Here is a 16,109-nt window from a genome sequence, read left to right on the forward strand (position 1 = left end):
CTAGAGTATCATTTCCAGGTCCCAAGGGAGGACGCAGCAGCAAAATGAATCCACAGGAGGGGGTATGATGGCGAAGGTTGGTGCGAAATCAACCCACACGAAGATCAAGGGCCTGACGCGGCGCGAGTTCGTTGGCACCGTCGGCACCGCCGGCGCAGTGGCCGCCGGAGCGGCAGTTGCAGGCTTTCCCGCAATCGTCCAGGCGGCGGACCCGGTGCGCAGCGTCGGCCTTGGCGTCAGCATCATCAACGAGATCCAGGGCCGGGCCTCGAAGGACCTGGGGTTCCCGGTGCGGGGCCAGGCGCTGGGCTATGGCGCCATGTTCGGCAAGATGCTGAACCAGAACGACCAATACGAGGTGGCCGAAGGCTACTACAACGATTTCGACGTGATGGTGCCGGCCAAGGTCTGGCAGCCCATCGACACCAAGCGCATCAAGGAATGGGACAAGGTCACCGACCTCGCCAAGACCGGCAAGCTGACGCCGGAATCGAACGAGGGCCAGGGCGATGCCCCCTTCCGCCATCTCTGGGTCGACGCCAGCGGCAATCGGGTCAGAGGCCCGTCGCGCTACATCACCGCCCTGCCGGGTTGGCACAACGCCGATTCGCTCGGTTACAACCCCGACGAAACGGGTCGCAAGATCGAGAGCTGGGCCGAGCTTTTCAGTCCCGACTTCAAGGGCAAGGTGGCGCTCCTCAACGTGCCCCAGATCGGCGTCATGGACGCCGCCATGGGCGTCGAGGCGCTGGGCCTGATGAAGTTCGGCGACAAGGGCAACATGACCAAGAAGGAGATCGATTTCCTCATCGATTTCCTCATCAAGAAGAAGCAGGAAGGCCACTTCCGCGCTTTCTGGGAGACCTTCGGCCAGTCGGTCAACCTGATGGTCTCGGGCGAGGTGGTGCTGGAAAGCATGTGGTCACCGGCGGTGACGGCGATCAAGGCCGAGGGTGTCAAGTGCATATACGCCTTCCTCAAGGAGGGCATGCGGGGCTGGCACGGCTGCCTCTCGATCTCGGCCAAGACCACGGGCAAGCGGCTCGATCAGGCCTATGAGTACATCAACTGGTGGCTCAGCGGCTGGCCCGGAGCCTTCGTTGCCCGTCAGGGCTATTACATGTCGGTGCCCGAGAACGTCAAAAAGCATCTCGAGCCGGCGGAGTGGGACTACTGGTACGAGGGCAAGCCGGCGGCCAAGGAGCTGCCCGATCCCTTCGGCACCATCATCGTTCCCAAGGGCGAGATTCGTGATGGCGGCTCCTACTGGAACCGCTTCAAGAACATCGCCGTCTGGAACTCGCTGATGAACGAGAACGACTACCTGGTCAAGCGCTGGACCGAGTTCCTCAACGCCTGATCACGAAGTTCCCCCGGGCCCCGGCCCGGGGGTAATCGGCGGGCCGGGCGGCTGCACCGCGCCGGCCCGTCTTTTTGACGGCCATGACCAGGTGATGCAGCAACCCGCACCCACGCAGCACTCGGGCTTGATCGGTATCCAGCCGGTACCTTCGGGCGCCATCGAGGCAGCCCGCAAGATCCGCCGCGAGGCGGGCTTTCCGGTGGGCTGGTTGATTACCCCGGCGGCGCTTTGGCTATTGATCTTTCTCGTGGTGCCGCTCCTTAGCATCATCACCTTCAGCTTCTGGACCTCGACCGGCAGCGGCATGACGCCGGACCTGACGCTGCAATACTACGGCGATTATTTCTACAACGAAGGCTTCTTCGAGGCCGAGCACCGCAACTATCTCAAGCCCAGTGTCTTTATCCGCACGCTGGGCTCAACCTTCTATTTCACCATCGTGGTGATGGCGCTGTGCCTCCTGTTGGGCTACCCCATCGCCTATTTCCTGGCCATGCAGGTGCAGTCCTTCAAATGGCAGTTGGCGCTCTTTCTCGTCTGCATGGTGCCTTTCTGGACCAGCTACCTGATCCGCGCCGTGGCCTGGATGCCCATGCTGGGGCGGCGCGGCTTGTTGAACAAATTCCTGCTCTCCATCGATGTCATCGACAAGCCGGTGACCTTCCTGCTCTATTCCGAGTTCAGCTACACCATGGCCCTGGTGCAGCTTTACGTAGTGCTGTGCGTCGGGCCGATCTTCTTTTCCCTAGCCAAGATCGACAACGCCATCCTGGAAGCGGCCCGCGACATGGGGGCGACGCCCTTGCAGATCTTCCGCGAGATCATCGGGCCCTTGTCGCTGCCCGGCGTGGCCATCGGCATGATCTTCATCTTCGTTATGATTATGGGCGAGTTCGCCACGGCCGTGGTGGTCTACGGCGGCAAGACCAGCACCACCGGCACGGTGATCCTGAACTACTACGCCATCGCCAACTATCCCTTCGCGGCGGTGAACGCGCTGATGTTGATGCTCAGCATGATGATCGGCGTGGTCATCATCCTCAAGCTCGTCGACATCAGGAAGGAGTTGTAGGAGATGGCAGCGAAGCGTCGTTGGACGCCTGAGCGCCGGCGCAAGGCCTTCGTCAAGGGCGGCTACAGCGTCTACTACGCCATCTTTCTGATCTTCATCTACGGGCCCATGATTGCCATGTTCGTGCTCTCCTTCCAAGGGCGGCGGGGCGGCACCAGCTTTCCCATGCGCGGCGTCAGTCTTTACTGGTACGAAAAGCTGATCGAGCCCTCGACGGTGGGCGATCTGCAGGGCGCCATGGGCCGTTCCATCATGCTGGCACTGATCGTCATGGTCATCACGGCGCTCTTCTCCACCATGCTGGCCATGGCATTTCGCAAGCGCTTCTTCGGCGCCGGCGTGCTCTTCTATACGGTGATGGCCGGGCTCATGGTGCCGGGCATATTGCTGAGTTTGGGCCTGGCCTCGCTGATGAAGCAGGTCGGCATCCCGCCCAACTGGTGGTCCTCGGCGCTGGGCGTGCATGTGGTCTGGACGCTGCCCTTTGGTTTCCTGGTCATGATGGCGGTCTTCAACCGCTTCGATTCGAGCCTGGAGGAGGCGGCCCGCGACATGGGCGCCAGCGAATGGACGGTTTTCAAAGAGGTGACGCTGCCCCTGATCACGCCCGGCATCGTGGCCGCGGGGCTTTTCGGCTTCACGCTTTCCTACGACGAATTCGCCCGCACCACGTTGCTGGCCGGCGAGTTCAATACTCTGCCGCTCGACATCAACGCCTCCATGACCCAGCGCATCCGCCCGACGCTGTTTGCGTTAGGCACCGCGTCGACGGTGTTTTCGTTGCTGATGATCGGCCTTTTTCTGGGCATCTACACCATCCTCTACCGCCGCTCGCGTTAGCGTCATCTAGCCCGTATTTCTCACCGGGTCATGGCCTGCGCGTCGCTGTGGCGTCGACAGGGTAGGCGCGCTACGCCGTGCGATGTGGGACATCGGGCAAGCAGCGCAACGCAGCCTGTCGGCGCCACAGCGCCGTCCGAAGGGTCGCCCCCAACCGCGCGCCCGCTACGGAAAAGGTCGAAGAGCGTAGTCCCACTACGCTCATCGACCTTTTCCTTCCGGATCGCATCACCTGGGGGCGACGCAGGCCGTGACCCGGTGAGAAATGCGGGCTAGCCCTCTGGGATAGCGAGCGGCGTTGTTCTATTGTTTCCCCAGGCAGGGACTCCGAAGCCTTTTTCAAAAGCGGCAAAGACATCCCACAAGTGTTCGTGTGAATTGGAATATTTTTTTTGCGGCCAGAGAATGAATTATGGCGGCGGACTTCAAAACCCGGCTCTATGAAATCCTGGAGGGCGTCAGAGCCCGCGATCCGGTCGCCAAGATCTCGGAAATCCTGCTCGTCAGCCTGATCGCCGCCAACGTGGCGGCCGTCGTGCTCGAGACGGTGCCGGATCTGGTGACGGATTATCAGCGCTTCTTCGAGGTCTTCGAAACGATTTCGGTGGTGATCTTCACGGTCGAGTATCTCGGCCGTCTGTGGACCTCCACCGAGCAACCGGGCCGCCAGGATCAGGCACCCTGGTCGACGCGACTGCGCTACATGCTGACGCCGATGGCGCTGATCGACCTGATCTCGATCCTGCCCTTTTATCTGGCCATGTTCTTTGCCGTCGACCTGCGCTTCATGCGGGTATTTCGCCTGCTCAGGATCCTCAAGCTCACGCGGCACTCCGCCGCGCTTTCCCTGGTGGGGGCGGTGCTCTACGCCGAACGCCGCGCCTTGCTGGCTGCCGGCACGGTCATGCTGGTGTTGCTGGTCTTCGCCTCGAGTCTGGTCTACCTGGTCGAGCGCGAGGCCCAGCCCGAAGCTTTCGCCTCCATCCCCCACGCCATGTGGTGGGGCGTGGCGACCCTGACCACGGTGGGTTACGGCGACATCGCGCCGATCACCCCGCTGGGCAAGCTGTTGGGCGCCGTCGTTACCCTGCTGGGCGTCGGCATGTTCGCCATGCCGGCCGGCATCCTGGCCTCGGGCTTCGCCCAGGCGGTACGCAGCCGTGACTTCGTCGTCAGTTGGTCGATGGTGGCGGAGGTGCCGCTGTTCTCGAAGCTCGAGGCCGTCCGCATCGCCGAAATCGTCAGCATCCTGAGGCCCCGCTTGGCCGTTCCCGGCGAGGTCATTGTGCGCCAGGGCGACGAGGCCAACTGCATGTACTTCATCACCTCGGGCGAGGTGCGGGTGGCGCTGACACCATCGGTGCTGTTGGGGGCCGGCGATTTCTTCGGCGAGTTGGCGCTGCTTTCCGGAGATGTTCGCACCACCACCGTGGTAGCCGACTCGAGCTGTCAGCTCCTCGAACTCACCGCCGATGACTTCCGCAGGATGATGGATAGCAACCAGGACATGGGCCAGGCCATGCACCGTATCGCGGAGCAACGTCGGGCCGAGCTCGGGGCCGAAACGCCGGCCGCGCGAAGCCGGGACTGATACCGAATCCGAATGATCAATTCGGAGGGTAGGCCAGTACGCACGGTACCAAATTCATGAATTGTGCCGTCTGATCAGTGTCAGGCTTGTACCTCTCGAAGACCCGTGCCAGGGTAACGCCATGGCTGTGGGCATAGCTAAAGATGCTTCGCTGCAACCTGGAACCCGATTCGAGAGGGTTGGGCAGCCGCGAAGCATCTGGGTGGTAAAGCGGCTCGTCAGTCTGCCGACCTATCCACCTCACGTCGATATCGAACTGGAGCGGGACCGAAACGAGCGCCGCACCCTTGCCGTGGCGGTGCTCAGGGACAGAGCGCAATACTGTCAGTTGTAGCGGGCTGTCGCCATCTCCGCCTTCACCTGCCGAGGAAAGAGAACGCTCCGCCCTGCCTGCCCGAAACGGGTTCCTCGGTGACCCGCTGGGCGTCGCGTAAAACCTGCTTCATCCCAGGCACCGCGATCGATCCCGAGCGCGGGATCTTGAGCAGCAGATCGGTCCACTTGCGCACCAGGCTGTCGGAGCTTTCGAGCAGCCGGCCGGTCAGCGCAGTGGGCGCCCGGGCGACGAAATCCTCGCGGCTCAGAATGAAGTTCTCGCCGGTGTTGTAAGTCTCATAAAGTCCCGGGTCCAGGGTCAGCGCCCGCAGCGAGAGCGCGAACACCAGCATCGAGAAATGATCGAGCGTGGCGTCGAAATGGCGGCTGTCGCGACGCGGATGCTGAAAGCTGTTGCCCCCCAGCAGCACCGATGGCAGGCCTTTGAGCGGCGGCGCAAAGAAGGAATCGTAGTCGATCAGCCGGAGCTGCCCCTGGGGCGTCACCAGCACGTTGTCGTGCTTCAAATCGCCGTGCGCGATACCCTTCCCGAGCATGTCGAGGCAAATGCTGGCCCAGGCCCGCGTCAACGCCGCCAATCCCTTGCCATGCAGCTTGTGGCAAAGACGCTTGACCGCCGAGCCCATGGTCTCGCCTTCAATCCAGGGCATCAGCACCACCGGGAATTCATTACCCGAAGCGATCATCGAGGTGACGAAGATCTCGTCGGGCATGAAACCGATATCGACCAGGTGCCTCGCCCCCAGCCGCTCGACGAGGTCGACCACCATCTGTTGGCGGCGCTGGAGTTGGGGCAAATCGCGGGTGAACATCTTGATCGCCACCAACTGGTCACCAGGCGCCACTGTGGCCTTGAAGACGGCGGCAAAATTACCGGCCACGAACACCGGATTGCCGTTGTCGTCGACGACCGGCTTGACCTCGAGTTTGGCGAACCGCCCGGCGGCGTTGCGCACGGCGGTGACGAAGTCGCTGATGGTCGGATAGGTCACCGCCGGTTCCCGGAACCCGCGCCGCGGCGGCTAGCCCGCAAGTTGCTGCGAACGCCAAGAAACTCAGCGCCCGCGCAGGGGAAAAATGGCGGCAAACGCCATTCTTGGCAAGACCGATGCTGTAGCGCGCCGGCTCGCTTACTGTGGCCCTGACGGCGGTCGAAAAATTGCCTGGTACGTGCATGGTATCCCTGAATCAGTTGTTGGCAACGAAATCCCCGGGCGAACTGAGTGCCCTGGCGGAGCGGCTCGACTACATGGCCGATGCCAAGGTCGTAGGCCCCCTCAAGGCCGCGGCGGTGACGACCAAGGGCGGGGCCGGCGCAAAGGCCGCGGCGGCCGGCTCGGCGGCCAAGTCCGCCGCCGTCGGCGCCGACGCCACGGGAAGCAAGGCGGGGCTGGCCGCCGGCAGCATCTGGAGCGGCAAAAGGTTTGGCCTGGATCTCGGCCTGGGGCTCGGGCCTTGGGGGCCGATCCTGCTGGGTGCGGCCGGCCTGGCGGCAATCTACGGCCTGGTCAGGATGCGCCGGGCCAGAGAGGCGTCGGACGAAAGCCTGCTGGTCGAGGCCTTGATGGAGAGATATCCCGACTTCGACTGGCAGAAATTCCTGACCACGGACTCCCCTCTCGATCTCAGAGCCTATCTCGAGGAACGCGGTATCATTCCCGGGACGGGAACCTAGCGCGTATTCCCTCCTGACCAGGGTCAGGTCAATATTCCTTTGACTCCTGGTGCTGTTTGCTCATGATGTAATTCGCGTTATCGACAATCATTCGCATTCCGTTGGATGTCTGGAGATAGGCGCGGAGATTACGGGTTTGTCCTTGGATACAGGGGAGGATACAGGGGTATACGATGAACACGGTGGGAAGCAGCGGGGAAGTTCTGGAGCGGTCGGCCAACGGCCGCACCTTGGCCGACTTGCGGCCCGGTGAAAAGGGCTATGTCGGTGGTATCGAGAGCAGTATTTCGCTGAAACGCCGGTTGTCGGCCATGGGCGTCGTCTCGGGTGTCGAGGTTTCGCTGGAACACACGGCGCCGATGGGTGATCCGCGCGTCTACACCATCCTTGGCTACAATCTCAGCCTGCGCAACGAAGATGCCCGCAAGGTCATGCTGAAGGCCGAAGATTGATGGGCCGCTGACCGCAGTAGCAGGGGAGGCGATCATGGATGCAACCATCGAAATGGTCGTTCTCGGCGTCGTCCTGGCGATTTGCCTGGTCCTGGTGGTGCGCCACGTCAAGCGCCAGGTTTTGCCTTCGGGAACCTCGGACGGCTGCCCGGGCTGCTCCCAGGCTGACGATTGCGCGAGCAAAAACAAACCCGACCAGGCCGGCCGTGACCCGGTGAGAAATGCGGGTTAAGCAGTCCGGCCCAGCAGCGCCGGCCCGATCCGGCTGAACAAGCGCCTCGACACCAGCAGTGCCAACACTACCCCCGAGGTCAGCGCCAGCCATTGGGGCACGAACTCGGTTTCCACCATTTCCGCCGCCATATCGACGTTCAGGCCGGCGACCAGGCCATCGACCACCAGGCCGGCGGCGACGCTGGTGAGGCAGATGCCGACCAGGTACATCACCATGGTCCGCGTCCCCATCTCGTTCCTGACGACGGCCAGGGTGGCGACGTTGGTGGCCGGCCCGGCCAGCAGGAAGACCATGGCCGCGCCAGGCGAGACGCCGGCCAGCAGGAGGCTGGCGGCCAGCGGGGTCGAGGCGGTGGCGCAGATGTACATGGGGATGCCGGCCAGCAGCATCACACCCATGGCCAAGGGGCCGCTGCCCCACTCCGCCAGGGCCTGCCCGGGCACATAGGTGGTGACGATGCCTGCGATCACCAGACCGATGCCGAGCCAGAGCACGAAATCGTCGAGGATGTCGGTGAGCGCATACCGCACGCCATCGGCAACCTTTCGCAGCTTTCCGGCCAGGCCCGATGCAGCCGGCGGGGCGGCAACCGCCTCGCCGCAGCAGGCGTCGGCGCAGCCCGACGCAGTCTCCGCCTCTGTCGCCGCTGCCGCCGCTGCCGCCGGCTTGGCCCTATCAGGCGCCTCCTTGACCAAACCCACCGCCAGGCCCGTCATCAGGGCGCTGGCAACCGCGGCGACGGGGCGGGCCACGGCCATGAACGGCCCCAAGAGCGCATACGACACCGCCACTGAATCGATGCCGGTTTCGGGCGTCGAGATCATGAAGGAAACCGTCGCTTGGCGTGAGGCGCCGGCCCGGCGCAGGCCGATCGCCGCCGGCAGTACGCCGCAGGAGCAGATGGGCAGGGGCGCCCCCAGCAGGGCGGCGCCGGCGGTGGCGCCCAGGCCCTCGCCGGCCATCCAGCGCTGCACCCCGGTTTCCGGCATCCAGGCCTTGATCACGCCGGCCATCACCAGCCCGAACAGCAGCCACGGCGCGGCTTCCAGATAAAGCCCAAGAATGTTGCCGAGCAATTCCACCACTGCCTCCAAGCCTATGGCCCCGCTCTTTCCCGCCACCGGGCAGCACCGGCGGCGGGTCGTGGAATCCCCGACTTCGCAGGCCTATGTGTGGCCCGGGTCGGGCCAATGTCAAGCCTGGGTCGGGAACGATCCCTCTCTACCTCAATACCCCTAGAAAGGATATTGACATTCATTCGCAAACCTATTCTAACCTTATTAGGAATGCTTCTCAATTGGTGAATTGAGGCGCCCACCAAGGGTACAAAAAGGGCAAAAAGTGCCGAGGCTGGCAAGATCCTACGCCGACCAGAGGATTGGAGCTCGCTCGGTCCGGATGAACTCAAACGCCCCATGACACTGTCAATCGAGGGGGACTAGCAGTGAAGGACAGAATGGTTACCGTTGCCCTGGTGGGTAACCCGAACTCCGGCAAGACGACCCTTTCCAATTGTCTCACGGGCGCCCACGACGGGGTTGGCAACTATCCGCGGGTGACCGTGTCCAAGCGGGCGCGGGATATCCAGCACATGGGCTGGACCTTCAAGTTGGTTGATCTACCCGGAATTTATTCGCTGACCTCGCAATCCCCGGAAGAACGCATCGGTCGCGATTTTATCCACGCCGAGCGCCCGGATATCGTCCTCAACGTCCTCGACGGCGGAAACCTCGATCGCAGCCTGTTTTTGACCTCGCAGTTGATCGAAATGGGCCGCCCGCGGGTCTATGCCTTGAACATGGCCGACGAAATGCGCCGCAAGGGCCACACCGTTGATCTGAAGGCGCTGGGATCCATGCTGGACGGTCCCGTCATAGAGACCGTCGCCACCAAGGATCAGGGCGTGGAAGAGCTGTTGGACGCCGTCGTCTCGATTGCCGAAAGCGGAGCCCTCGAGGACCGCCCGATGAAGGTCCCTTATGACAGCCATCTCGAAGGTGCCATTGAAAAGGTGCGAAACGCGGTGGCGGAACTCCATCCTGGTGCGCTCGAGTCCGAGCAAAGCCGTTGGCTGGCGATCAAGCTACTGGAAGGCGATGATGAAATTCTGCGACAGGAAGGTGACCACGCCTTGCTGATCGAGATGATTCGCCGTGAACGTTTAGACCTCTCCCATTCCCACGGCGACGACGTCGAAACCATGTTTGCGGACTCGCGTTACGGCTTCATCCACGGCCTGCTTTCGGAAGCGCGCGAAATATCCATCAGCCCGGAAAAGCGGATGAGCCAGACACGCAAGCTGGATTCCGTGTTGTTGCACCGCACCCTGGGCCTGCCCTTGTTCCTGTTCTTCATGTGGCTGATGTTCGAGACCACCTTTACCCTGGGCGCCTATCCCATGGACTGGATCGACGCTGGCGTGGCCCTGATCGGCGAAGCCGTGGCGGGGGTGCTGCCCGATGGCATGGTCAAGGATCTGCTGGTGGACGGCATCATCGCGGGCGTCGGCGGCACCATCATCTTCCTGCCCAACATCGTTATCTTGTTCTTCTTCCTCGCCTTTTTCAGCGAAAGCGGCTATCTGGCGCGCTCGGCCTTCCTGCTTGACCGCCTGATGCACGCCTTCGGCCTGCATGGCAAGGCCTTCATTCCCCTGGTCATGGGTTTTGGCTGCAACGTGCCGGCGATCATGGCGACACGCACGATTGAAAGCGAAAAGTCGCGGTTGATCGCTATTTTGGTCAACCCGTTCATGTGTTGCTCGGCCCGCCTGCCGGTGTTCATCCTGTTTGCCGGTGCCTTTTTTGCCCAGTGGGCCGGCACCGTGGTGTTTTTGATTTATATGCTAAGCATGGTTATCGCCCTGGGCGCGGCGGTGTTCCTCAACCGTTTCGTGGTGCGCGGCGGCGACGAGGCCTTCGTCATGGAACTGCCGCCCTACCGCCTGCCGACATTGGGCGCCTTGGTCTACCATATGTGGGACAAGGCGTCGGACTTTCTCAAGAAGATCGCCGGCGTGATCCTGGTCGGCTCCATCGTCTTGTGGTTCCTGCAGGCCTTTCCCAAGGAAGTGCCCTGGAGCATGGACTACGACGGACAGATCGCCACCCTGGAGGCCCAGCCCCAAAGCGAGCAGCGCGACGCCGTCATCACAAAGCTGGAGAACGAGAAAGCCCGCGAGCATCTCGAGAAGAGCTACCTGGGCCGCACGGCGCACGCCGTCACCCCGCTGTTCGGACCCCTTGGCTTCAACTGGCGTGACACCACCGCCATCCTCACCGGTATCGTCGCCAAGGAAGTGGTGGTCGCCAGCTACGCCGTCATCTATGCCCAGGGCGAGGAAGCGACCGAGGAATCGGGCCGCCTGCGCAAAGCCCTGGCCGCCAGCATGAGCCCGCTGGTTGCCCTGGCTTTCATGGTGTTTGTGCTGATTTATGCGCCCTGTCTGGCCACCATCGCGGTGATCCGCCGCGAAGCCGGAGGCTGGCATTGGGTCGGTTTCTCGGTAGCCTTTTCGATGAGCCTGGCCTGGCTGCTGGCGTTCTCGGTCATCACCGTTGGCGGAGTGTTTGCCTGATGGAAGACCAACTGGTCGAATACATCGTGCTTGGCCTTGTGCTGTTCTCGTGCCTGATCTTCATTTCACGAGCGACCTGGCGCAAGTTCGGTCCCAACGCAGGCCTCGGTTGTGGCGGCGGCTGCGGCTGTTCGGACGCTGCCGACAATTCCGATGCCTCTTGCGCACCGCCTCAGGGATCTACATAGCCGGCCCCTCTCCCCCCGGTACCTCGCAAGTTTCAAGAAGATTCCTGCCGCGGCAATCGCTTGAGGCATCCACGCCGGCAGCCAGCCGGAACCATCGCGGGCAGGCGGCTCTCTACAGATCCGACATCGGCACCTGATCCTTGACTCGGTCCGGCTGAGTATATTATCAATTGCGATTGCGGGTGATTCGCATTAGCGTTTGGAGTGATGACTGGAGATTGATCTCAGTCTGTTTGAAATGGTTCTTATCGTTGCCAGAACATCATGAATTTGTTGGTTTGATTTTGAATCAACCTAGAAAATGGAAAGGACGATCATGAAATCACCGTACCGTATCGTTGTTGCCGTGGCGCTGGCGGGCGCCACTTTGGCGACGACCGCCGCCTGGGCCGGCGAGGTCAACCTTTATTCCTCGCGCCAACCTTTCCTCATGAAACCCTTGCTCGATGCCTTCAGCAAACAAAGCGGCATCAAGGTCAACATGGTCTATTTGAAGAAGGGCATGCTGGAACGCCTCAAGGCCGAGGGTGCCAATAGCCCAGCCGACCTGGTGCTCACCGCCGACATCGGCAATCTGCACAACCACGCCAAGGCGGAGCTGTTGCAGCCGGTCCGATCGGCGCTTCTTGAAGCCAACATTCCCGCCCAATACCGCCACCCCGAGGGCCTGTGGTACGGCCTGACCAATCGGGCCCGGGTGATCTTCGCCGACAAGCAGCGGGTCAAGCCGGGCGAGGTAACGTCTTACGAGGACTTGGCGGCGCCGCACATGAAAGGCCGCGTCTGCATCCGGTCCGGCAAGCACGTCTACAACGTCTCGCTGCTGGCCTCGATCGTCATGACCGAGGGCAAAGCGGCGGCCACGAATTGGGCCGAGGGACTTAGGGCCAACCTGGCGCGCAAGCCCCAGGGCAACGACCGGGCCCAGGTCAAGGCGGTCTACCAGGGCGTCTGCGACGTGGCCATCGGCAACACCTACTACATGGGCAAGATGGCGACCAACGAGAAGGATCCGGAGCAGAAGAAGTGGGCCGCCGCGGTGAACCTCATCTTCCCCAACCAGAAAGATCGCGGCACTCACGTCAACATCTCCGGTGCCGGCATCACGCGGAGTTCCAAGAACAGGGCCAACGCCCTCAAGCTGGTCGAGTTCCTGTCGAGCGCGACGGCGCAGAAGATCTATGCCGAGCGCAACTTCGAATACCCGGTCAAGCCGGGCGTGCCGCTGCATCCGCTGGTGGCATCGTGGGGCAGCTTCAAGGCCGACCAGGCCTTCCTGGCCCAGGTCGCGGAGCAGCGCACGACGGCTTCGCGCATCATGGATCAGGTGGCTTTCAACCGCTGAGCCCGGCCGCGGGATGCCGGCACGGAATTTGATGTCCATCGCCGCAAGCCACAAAATGGCGGCCGTGCCGCTCGACGGCTGGACCATCACCTCGCTGGCCATCGCCGGGGCCGCTATGGTTCCCATCGCGGCAGTCATCGGGCTGGCCTTTTCGCCGGGCGACGACATCTGGTCGCACTTGGCCTCGACGGTGCTGCCGGGCTACATCGCCACGACCTTGCAGTTGATGCTGGGGGTTGGCCTGGGCACGCTGCTGATCGGCGTCGGCGGGGCCTGGCTGGTGACCATGTGCCGCTTTCCCGGGCGGCGCATTTTCGAATGGGCCTTGCTGCTCTCGATGGCCATGCCGGCCTACGTCATCGCTTACGTCTACACCGATGTCCTGGAATATGCCGGCCCGGCGCAAGGGACGCTGCGCGAGATTTTCGGCTGGACCACCAGGCGCGACTACTGGTTCCCCGAGATCCGCTCGTTGGGCGGCGCCACCGCCATGATGACGCTGGTGCTCTACCCCTATGTCTATCTGCTCTCCCGGGCCGCCTTTATCGAGCAATCGGTGGGCGTGCTGGAGGCCAGCCGGGTGCTGGGCCGGGGGCCCTGGCAGAGTTTCTTTTTTGTCGCCCTGCCGCTGGCCCGGCCGGGCATCGTGATCGGCTTGTCGCTGGTCCTGATGGAGACGCTGAACGATTTCGGCACGGTCGATTTCTTTGCCGTCAACACCTTCACGCTGGGCATCTTCGACGTCTGGATGAACATGAACAACGTCGCCGGGGCGGCCCAGTTGGCCTCGGTGCTGCTGCTCTTCGTGATGGTCCTGGTACTGACCGAGCGCTTTGCCCGGCGCAAGCAGCGCTTCCATCACACCACGACCAAGTACCAGGCCCTGCCCGGCTACCGCCTGAGCGGCGGCCGTGCCGCCCTGGCCACCACGGCCTGCCTGATCCCTGTGCTGTTCGGATTCCTCTTGCCCACCGGCGTGCTGGTCTCGCTGGCGCTGCAACATTTCGACGCCGCCCTCTCGGCCGAGATCCTGGTCCACGCCGCCAACAGCGTCAAACTCTCGGCCCTGGCCGGTCTCATGGCCGTCGTCGTAGCCATCGTCATGGCCTACAGCGTGCGCCTCAAGGGCGGGCGCCTGCTGCGGGCCGTGACGCGGCTGGCCGGCATGGGTTATGCGGTGCCGGGCGCCGTTTTGGCGGTTGGCGTCATGGTGGTGCTGGGGGCTCTCGACAACCGCATCGATGCCTTGGCCCGCCAGAGCTTCGGCATCTCCACCGGGCTGTTGTTCAGCGGCACCATCGCTGCCGTCACCTTCGGCTATTTGGTGCGCTTCCTGGCCCTGGCGCTGGGCACCGTCGAGGCCAGCCTGGGCAAAATCACGCCCAGCATGGACGGTGCTTCGCGCAGCCTGGGCCACGGCGCCATGAGCACCATGCGCCGCGTCCACCTGCCGCTGATGCGGGCCAGCCTGCTGACGGCGGTGCTGCTGGTCTTCGTCGACTGCATGAAGGAACTGCCCATGACCATCATTCTGCGGCCCTTCAATTTCTCGACGCTGGCCACCTTCGTGCACCAGTACGCCTCGGACGAACAGCTTGGCGAAGCGGCCCTGGCGGCGCTCGGCATCGTCGGCGTGGGCATCGTGCCGGTGGTGCTGCTGAGCCTGGCCATCGGCCGCTCGCGGCCGGGCCCGGAACAGAATCAGGGGCAAGAGGAGTAGGGAAATGCAAGGTCTACACGTTCACGGCGTCCATCACGCCTACGACGGCGTCGAGGTGCTGGACAACGTCTCGCTGACCGTTCCGGCCGGCGAACTGGTCTGCCTGCTGGGTCCCTCGGGTTGCGGCAAGACGACACTGTTGCGCCTCGCCGCGGGCCTGGAAAAGCTGCAAAAGGGCCAGATCACCATCGCCGAGAAGGTGGTGGCCGAGCCCGGCCGTCAGTTGGCGCCGGAACACCGTCGCGTGGGTTATATGTTCCAGGACTACGCCCTCTTTCCCCATCTGACGATCCTCGACAACGTCACCTTCGGGCTCTTCCGCCGGCCCCGGCCCGAGGCCCGCCAACGCGCCCTGGAAATGCTCGACCAGGTGGGCATGCTGGACCAGGCGGAAAAACATCCCCACATGCTGTCGGGCGGCCAACAGCAACGCGTCGCCCTGGCCCGCGTGCTGGCACCGGAACCCAGGCTGGTGCTGCTGGATGAACCCTTCTCCGGCCTCGATACCAACATGCGGGCGCGCATCCGCGAGGAAACGCTCAGCGTGCTGCGCCAAAGCGGCGTCGCGACGCTCATGGTCACCCACGACCCCGAGGAGGCCATGTTCATGGCCGACCGCATCAAGGTCATGGGCAGTGGTGGCCGCGTGCTGCAGGCCGGGCGCCCGGCCGACATCTACTACAAGCCCGTCGACGAATACGTGGCCCGACTGTTCGGCCACATGAACCATATCGAAGGCGTAGTCTTGAACGGCGGCATCGAAAGCTCGTTCGGGGCGATCAGCAGCGACAGTTTCGAGGATGGCAAGGCTGTCAGGGTGCTGATCCGCCCCGAAGGCCTGGTGCTGAGCAACGGCGACGGGGGCACGGAAGGCACACCGGTGGAGATCGTCTCCAGCCACCTTTTGGGCAACTCCAGTCTGGTGCGCTGCCGGTTCAGCGAGGGTGAGAACCGTGGCACCGAGTTTCAGGCGCGCGTGTCCGGCACTTTCGACGCCGCCGAAAAGGGGCAGATTCGCGCCCGCATCGACCGGCGCCACGTCTTTCTTTTCGGCCAGGCATGAGCCCGGCAAGTTCCCGGAACCAATTGAAATGGCTGAATCAATGGTCGAACTGACACCATCGTATGAACTCGAAAACCAGCTCCTGGACGATGATCATCGCCGCCTGGTCGATCCCATCAACGCTGTCGTCCAGGCGCTGGACGAGGGCCGCCCCGAGGACTGCGTGAAGCTGGTCCCCGAATTCGTCGAGGTTGCCAAAAAGCATTTCAAACGCGAGGAAGCCTTGCTCGAGCACTATGGCTATCCCGAAATTCAAAAACACCGCGACCACCATATGGGCCTCGACGACAAGATGGACACCATGCTCATGCTGGCGGGAAACAGTGCCGAGAACGAAACGGCACGACAAAGCCTGCGCAAGGAACTGATCTATTTCCTGATGGACGACGTGATTAACGCCGATCTCGACTTCAAGGGCTTTCTGGCCGCCGCGGCGGCGCACGAATAACCGGCCAAGCCACTGCGGCAACTGTTCGGGAAAATCCTGAGCTTGATTGATGATCTACGACGAAGACCCGCTCCGGCGTAGGCCAAGGAAATCGACGGCAAGGTGAAAACGTCAGGAAAGCTGCGTCTGAACGGCGGAAAATATGGTCAAAGGGGCTTCCAGAAGCGGTCAAACCGCTAAAATCAGACCATCCGATGGTTGCTG

14 protein-coding genes are annotated in these 16,109 nt (G+C 62.8%); 12 read left to right on the forward strand and 2 right to left on the reverse strand.

Annotated elements, in window-relative coordinates:
- The first annotated feature begins 67 nt into the window (after positions 1-67).
- The 4 genes from QGG75_10095 (at position 68) to QGG75_10110 (ending at position 4,866) form a co-directional block, all read left to right on the forward strand.
- Positions 68-1,360, forward strand: a complete 1,293-nt coding sequence (locus tag QGG75_10095; protein MDP6067583.1) for an extracellular solute-binding protein — start codon at positions 68-70, stop codon at positions 1,358-1,360.
- A gap of 94 nt (positions 1,361-1,454) precedes the next feature.
- Positions 1,455-2,435: an ABC transporter permease gene (locus tag QGG75_10100; GenBank protein MDP6067584.1), complete on the forward strand. Its 981-nt coding sequence runs from the start codon at positions 1,455-1,457 to the stop codon at positions 2,433-2,435.
- A gap of 3 nt (positions 2,436-2,438) precedes the next feature.
- Positions 2,439-3,275 (forward strand): ABC transporter permease, encoded by an 837-nt coding sequence (locus QGG75_10105; protein MDP6067585.1) that lies wholly within the window; start codon positions 2,439-2,441, stop codon positions 3,273-3,275.
- Positions 3,276-3,687: 412 nt separating this feature from the next.
- Positions 3,688-4,866, forward strand: a complete 1,179-nt coding sequence (locus QGG75_10110; protein ID MDP6067586.1) for a cyclic nucleotide-gated ion channel — start codon at positions 3,688-3,690, stop codon at positions 4,864-4,866.
- Positions 4,867-5,222: 356 nt separating this feature from the next.
- Here QGG75_10110 and QGG75_10115 read toward each other — a convergent pair whose 3' ends face one another.
- Positions 5,223-6,194, reverse strand: a complete 972-nt coding sequence (locus QGG75_10115) for a protein kinase family protein (protein ID MDP6067587.1) — start codon at positions 6,192-6,194, stop codon at positions 5,223-5,225.
- A 182-nt stretch (positions 6,195-6,376) separates the two neighbouring features.
- Between QGG75_10115 and QGG75_10120 the strand changes: the two genes are divergently transcribed.
- From QGG75_10120 to QGG75_10130, 3 genes are all read left to right on the forward strand, one after another.
- The gene (locus QGG75_10120; protein ID MDP6067588.1) at positions 6,377-6,877 is read left to right on the forward strand and encodes a hypothetical protein; all 501 of its coding nucleotides are present in this window, start codon (positions 6,377-6,379) and stop codon (positions 6,875-6,877) included.
- 173 nt (positions 6,878-7,050) lie between these two features.
- Positions 7,051-7,329, forward strand: coding sequence for a FeoA family protein (locus tag QGG75_10125; protein ID MDP6067589.1), 279 nt, complete (start codon positions 7,051-7,053; stop codon positions 7,327-7,329).
- A gap of 34 nt (positions 7,330-7,363) precedes the next feature.
- Positions 7,364-7,561 (forward strand): hypothetical protein, encoded by a 198-nt coding sequence (locus QGG75_10130; GenBank protein ID MDP6067590.1) that lies wholly within the window; start codon positions 7,364-7,366, stop codon positions 7,559-7,561.
- Here QGG75_10130 and QGG75_10135 read toward each other — a convergent pair.
- On the reverse strand, positions 7,558-8,646 hold the full coding sequence (locus QGG75_10135) for an SO_0444 family Cu/Zn efflux transporter (GenBank protein MDP6067591.1): 1,089 nt from the start codon (positions 8,644-8,646) through the stop codon (positions 7,558-7,560). The two genes, QGG75_10130 and QGG75_10135, sit on opposite strands and share 4 nt — an antisense overlap.
- Positions 8,647-9,008: 362 nt before the next feature.
- On the opposite strand from QGG75_10135, the gene feoB reads away from it, so the two are divergent.
- From feoB to QGG75_10160, 5 genes are all read left to right on the forward strand, one after another.
- A complete protein-coding gene (gene feoB / locus QGG75_10140; protein ID MDP6067592.1) occupies positions 9,009-11,141 on the forward strand; it encodes a ferrous iron transport protein B in 2,133 nt (710 codons plus the stop codon).
- Between the two features lie 504 nt (positions 11,142-11,645).
- Positions 11,646-12,674 (forward strand): Fe(3+) ABC transporter substrate-binding protein, encoded by a 1,029-nt coding sequence (locus QGG75_10145; GenBank protein ID MDP6067593.1) that lies wholly within the window; start codon positions 11,646-11,648, stop codon positions 12,672-12,674.
- Positions 12,675-12,705: 31 nt separating this feature from the next.
- Entirely contained in the window at positions 12,706-14,394 is a 1,689-nt protein-coding gene (locus QGG75_10150; protein ID MDP6067594.1) for an iron ABC transporter permease, read from the forward strand.
- Between the two features lie 4 nt (positions 14,395-14,398).
- Positions 14,399-15,457, forward strand: a complete 1,059-nt coding sequence (locus QGG75_10155) for an ABC transporter ATP-binding protein (protein MDP6067595.1) — start codon at positions 14,399-14,401, stop codon at positions 15,455-15,457.
- A 28-nt stretch (positions 15,458-15,485) separates the two neighbouring features.
- Positions 15,486-15,905, forward strand: a complete 420-nt coding sequence (locus QGG75_10160; GenBank protein ID MDP6067596.1) for a hemerythrin family protein — start codon at positions 15,486-15,488, stop codon at positions 15,903-15,905.
- Positions 15,906-16,109: the final 204 nt, after the last annotated feature.

It is taken from the genome of Alphaproteobacteria bacterium, from assembly GCA_030740435.1.
In the GTDB taxonomy this organism is placed as follows: Bacteria; Pseudomonadota; Alphaproteobacteria; order UBA2966; family UBA2966.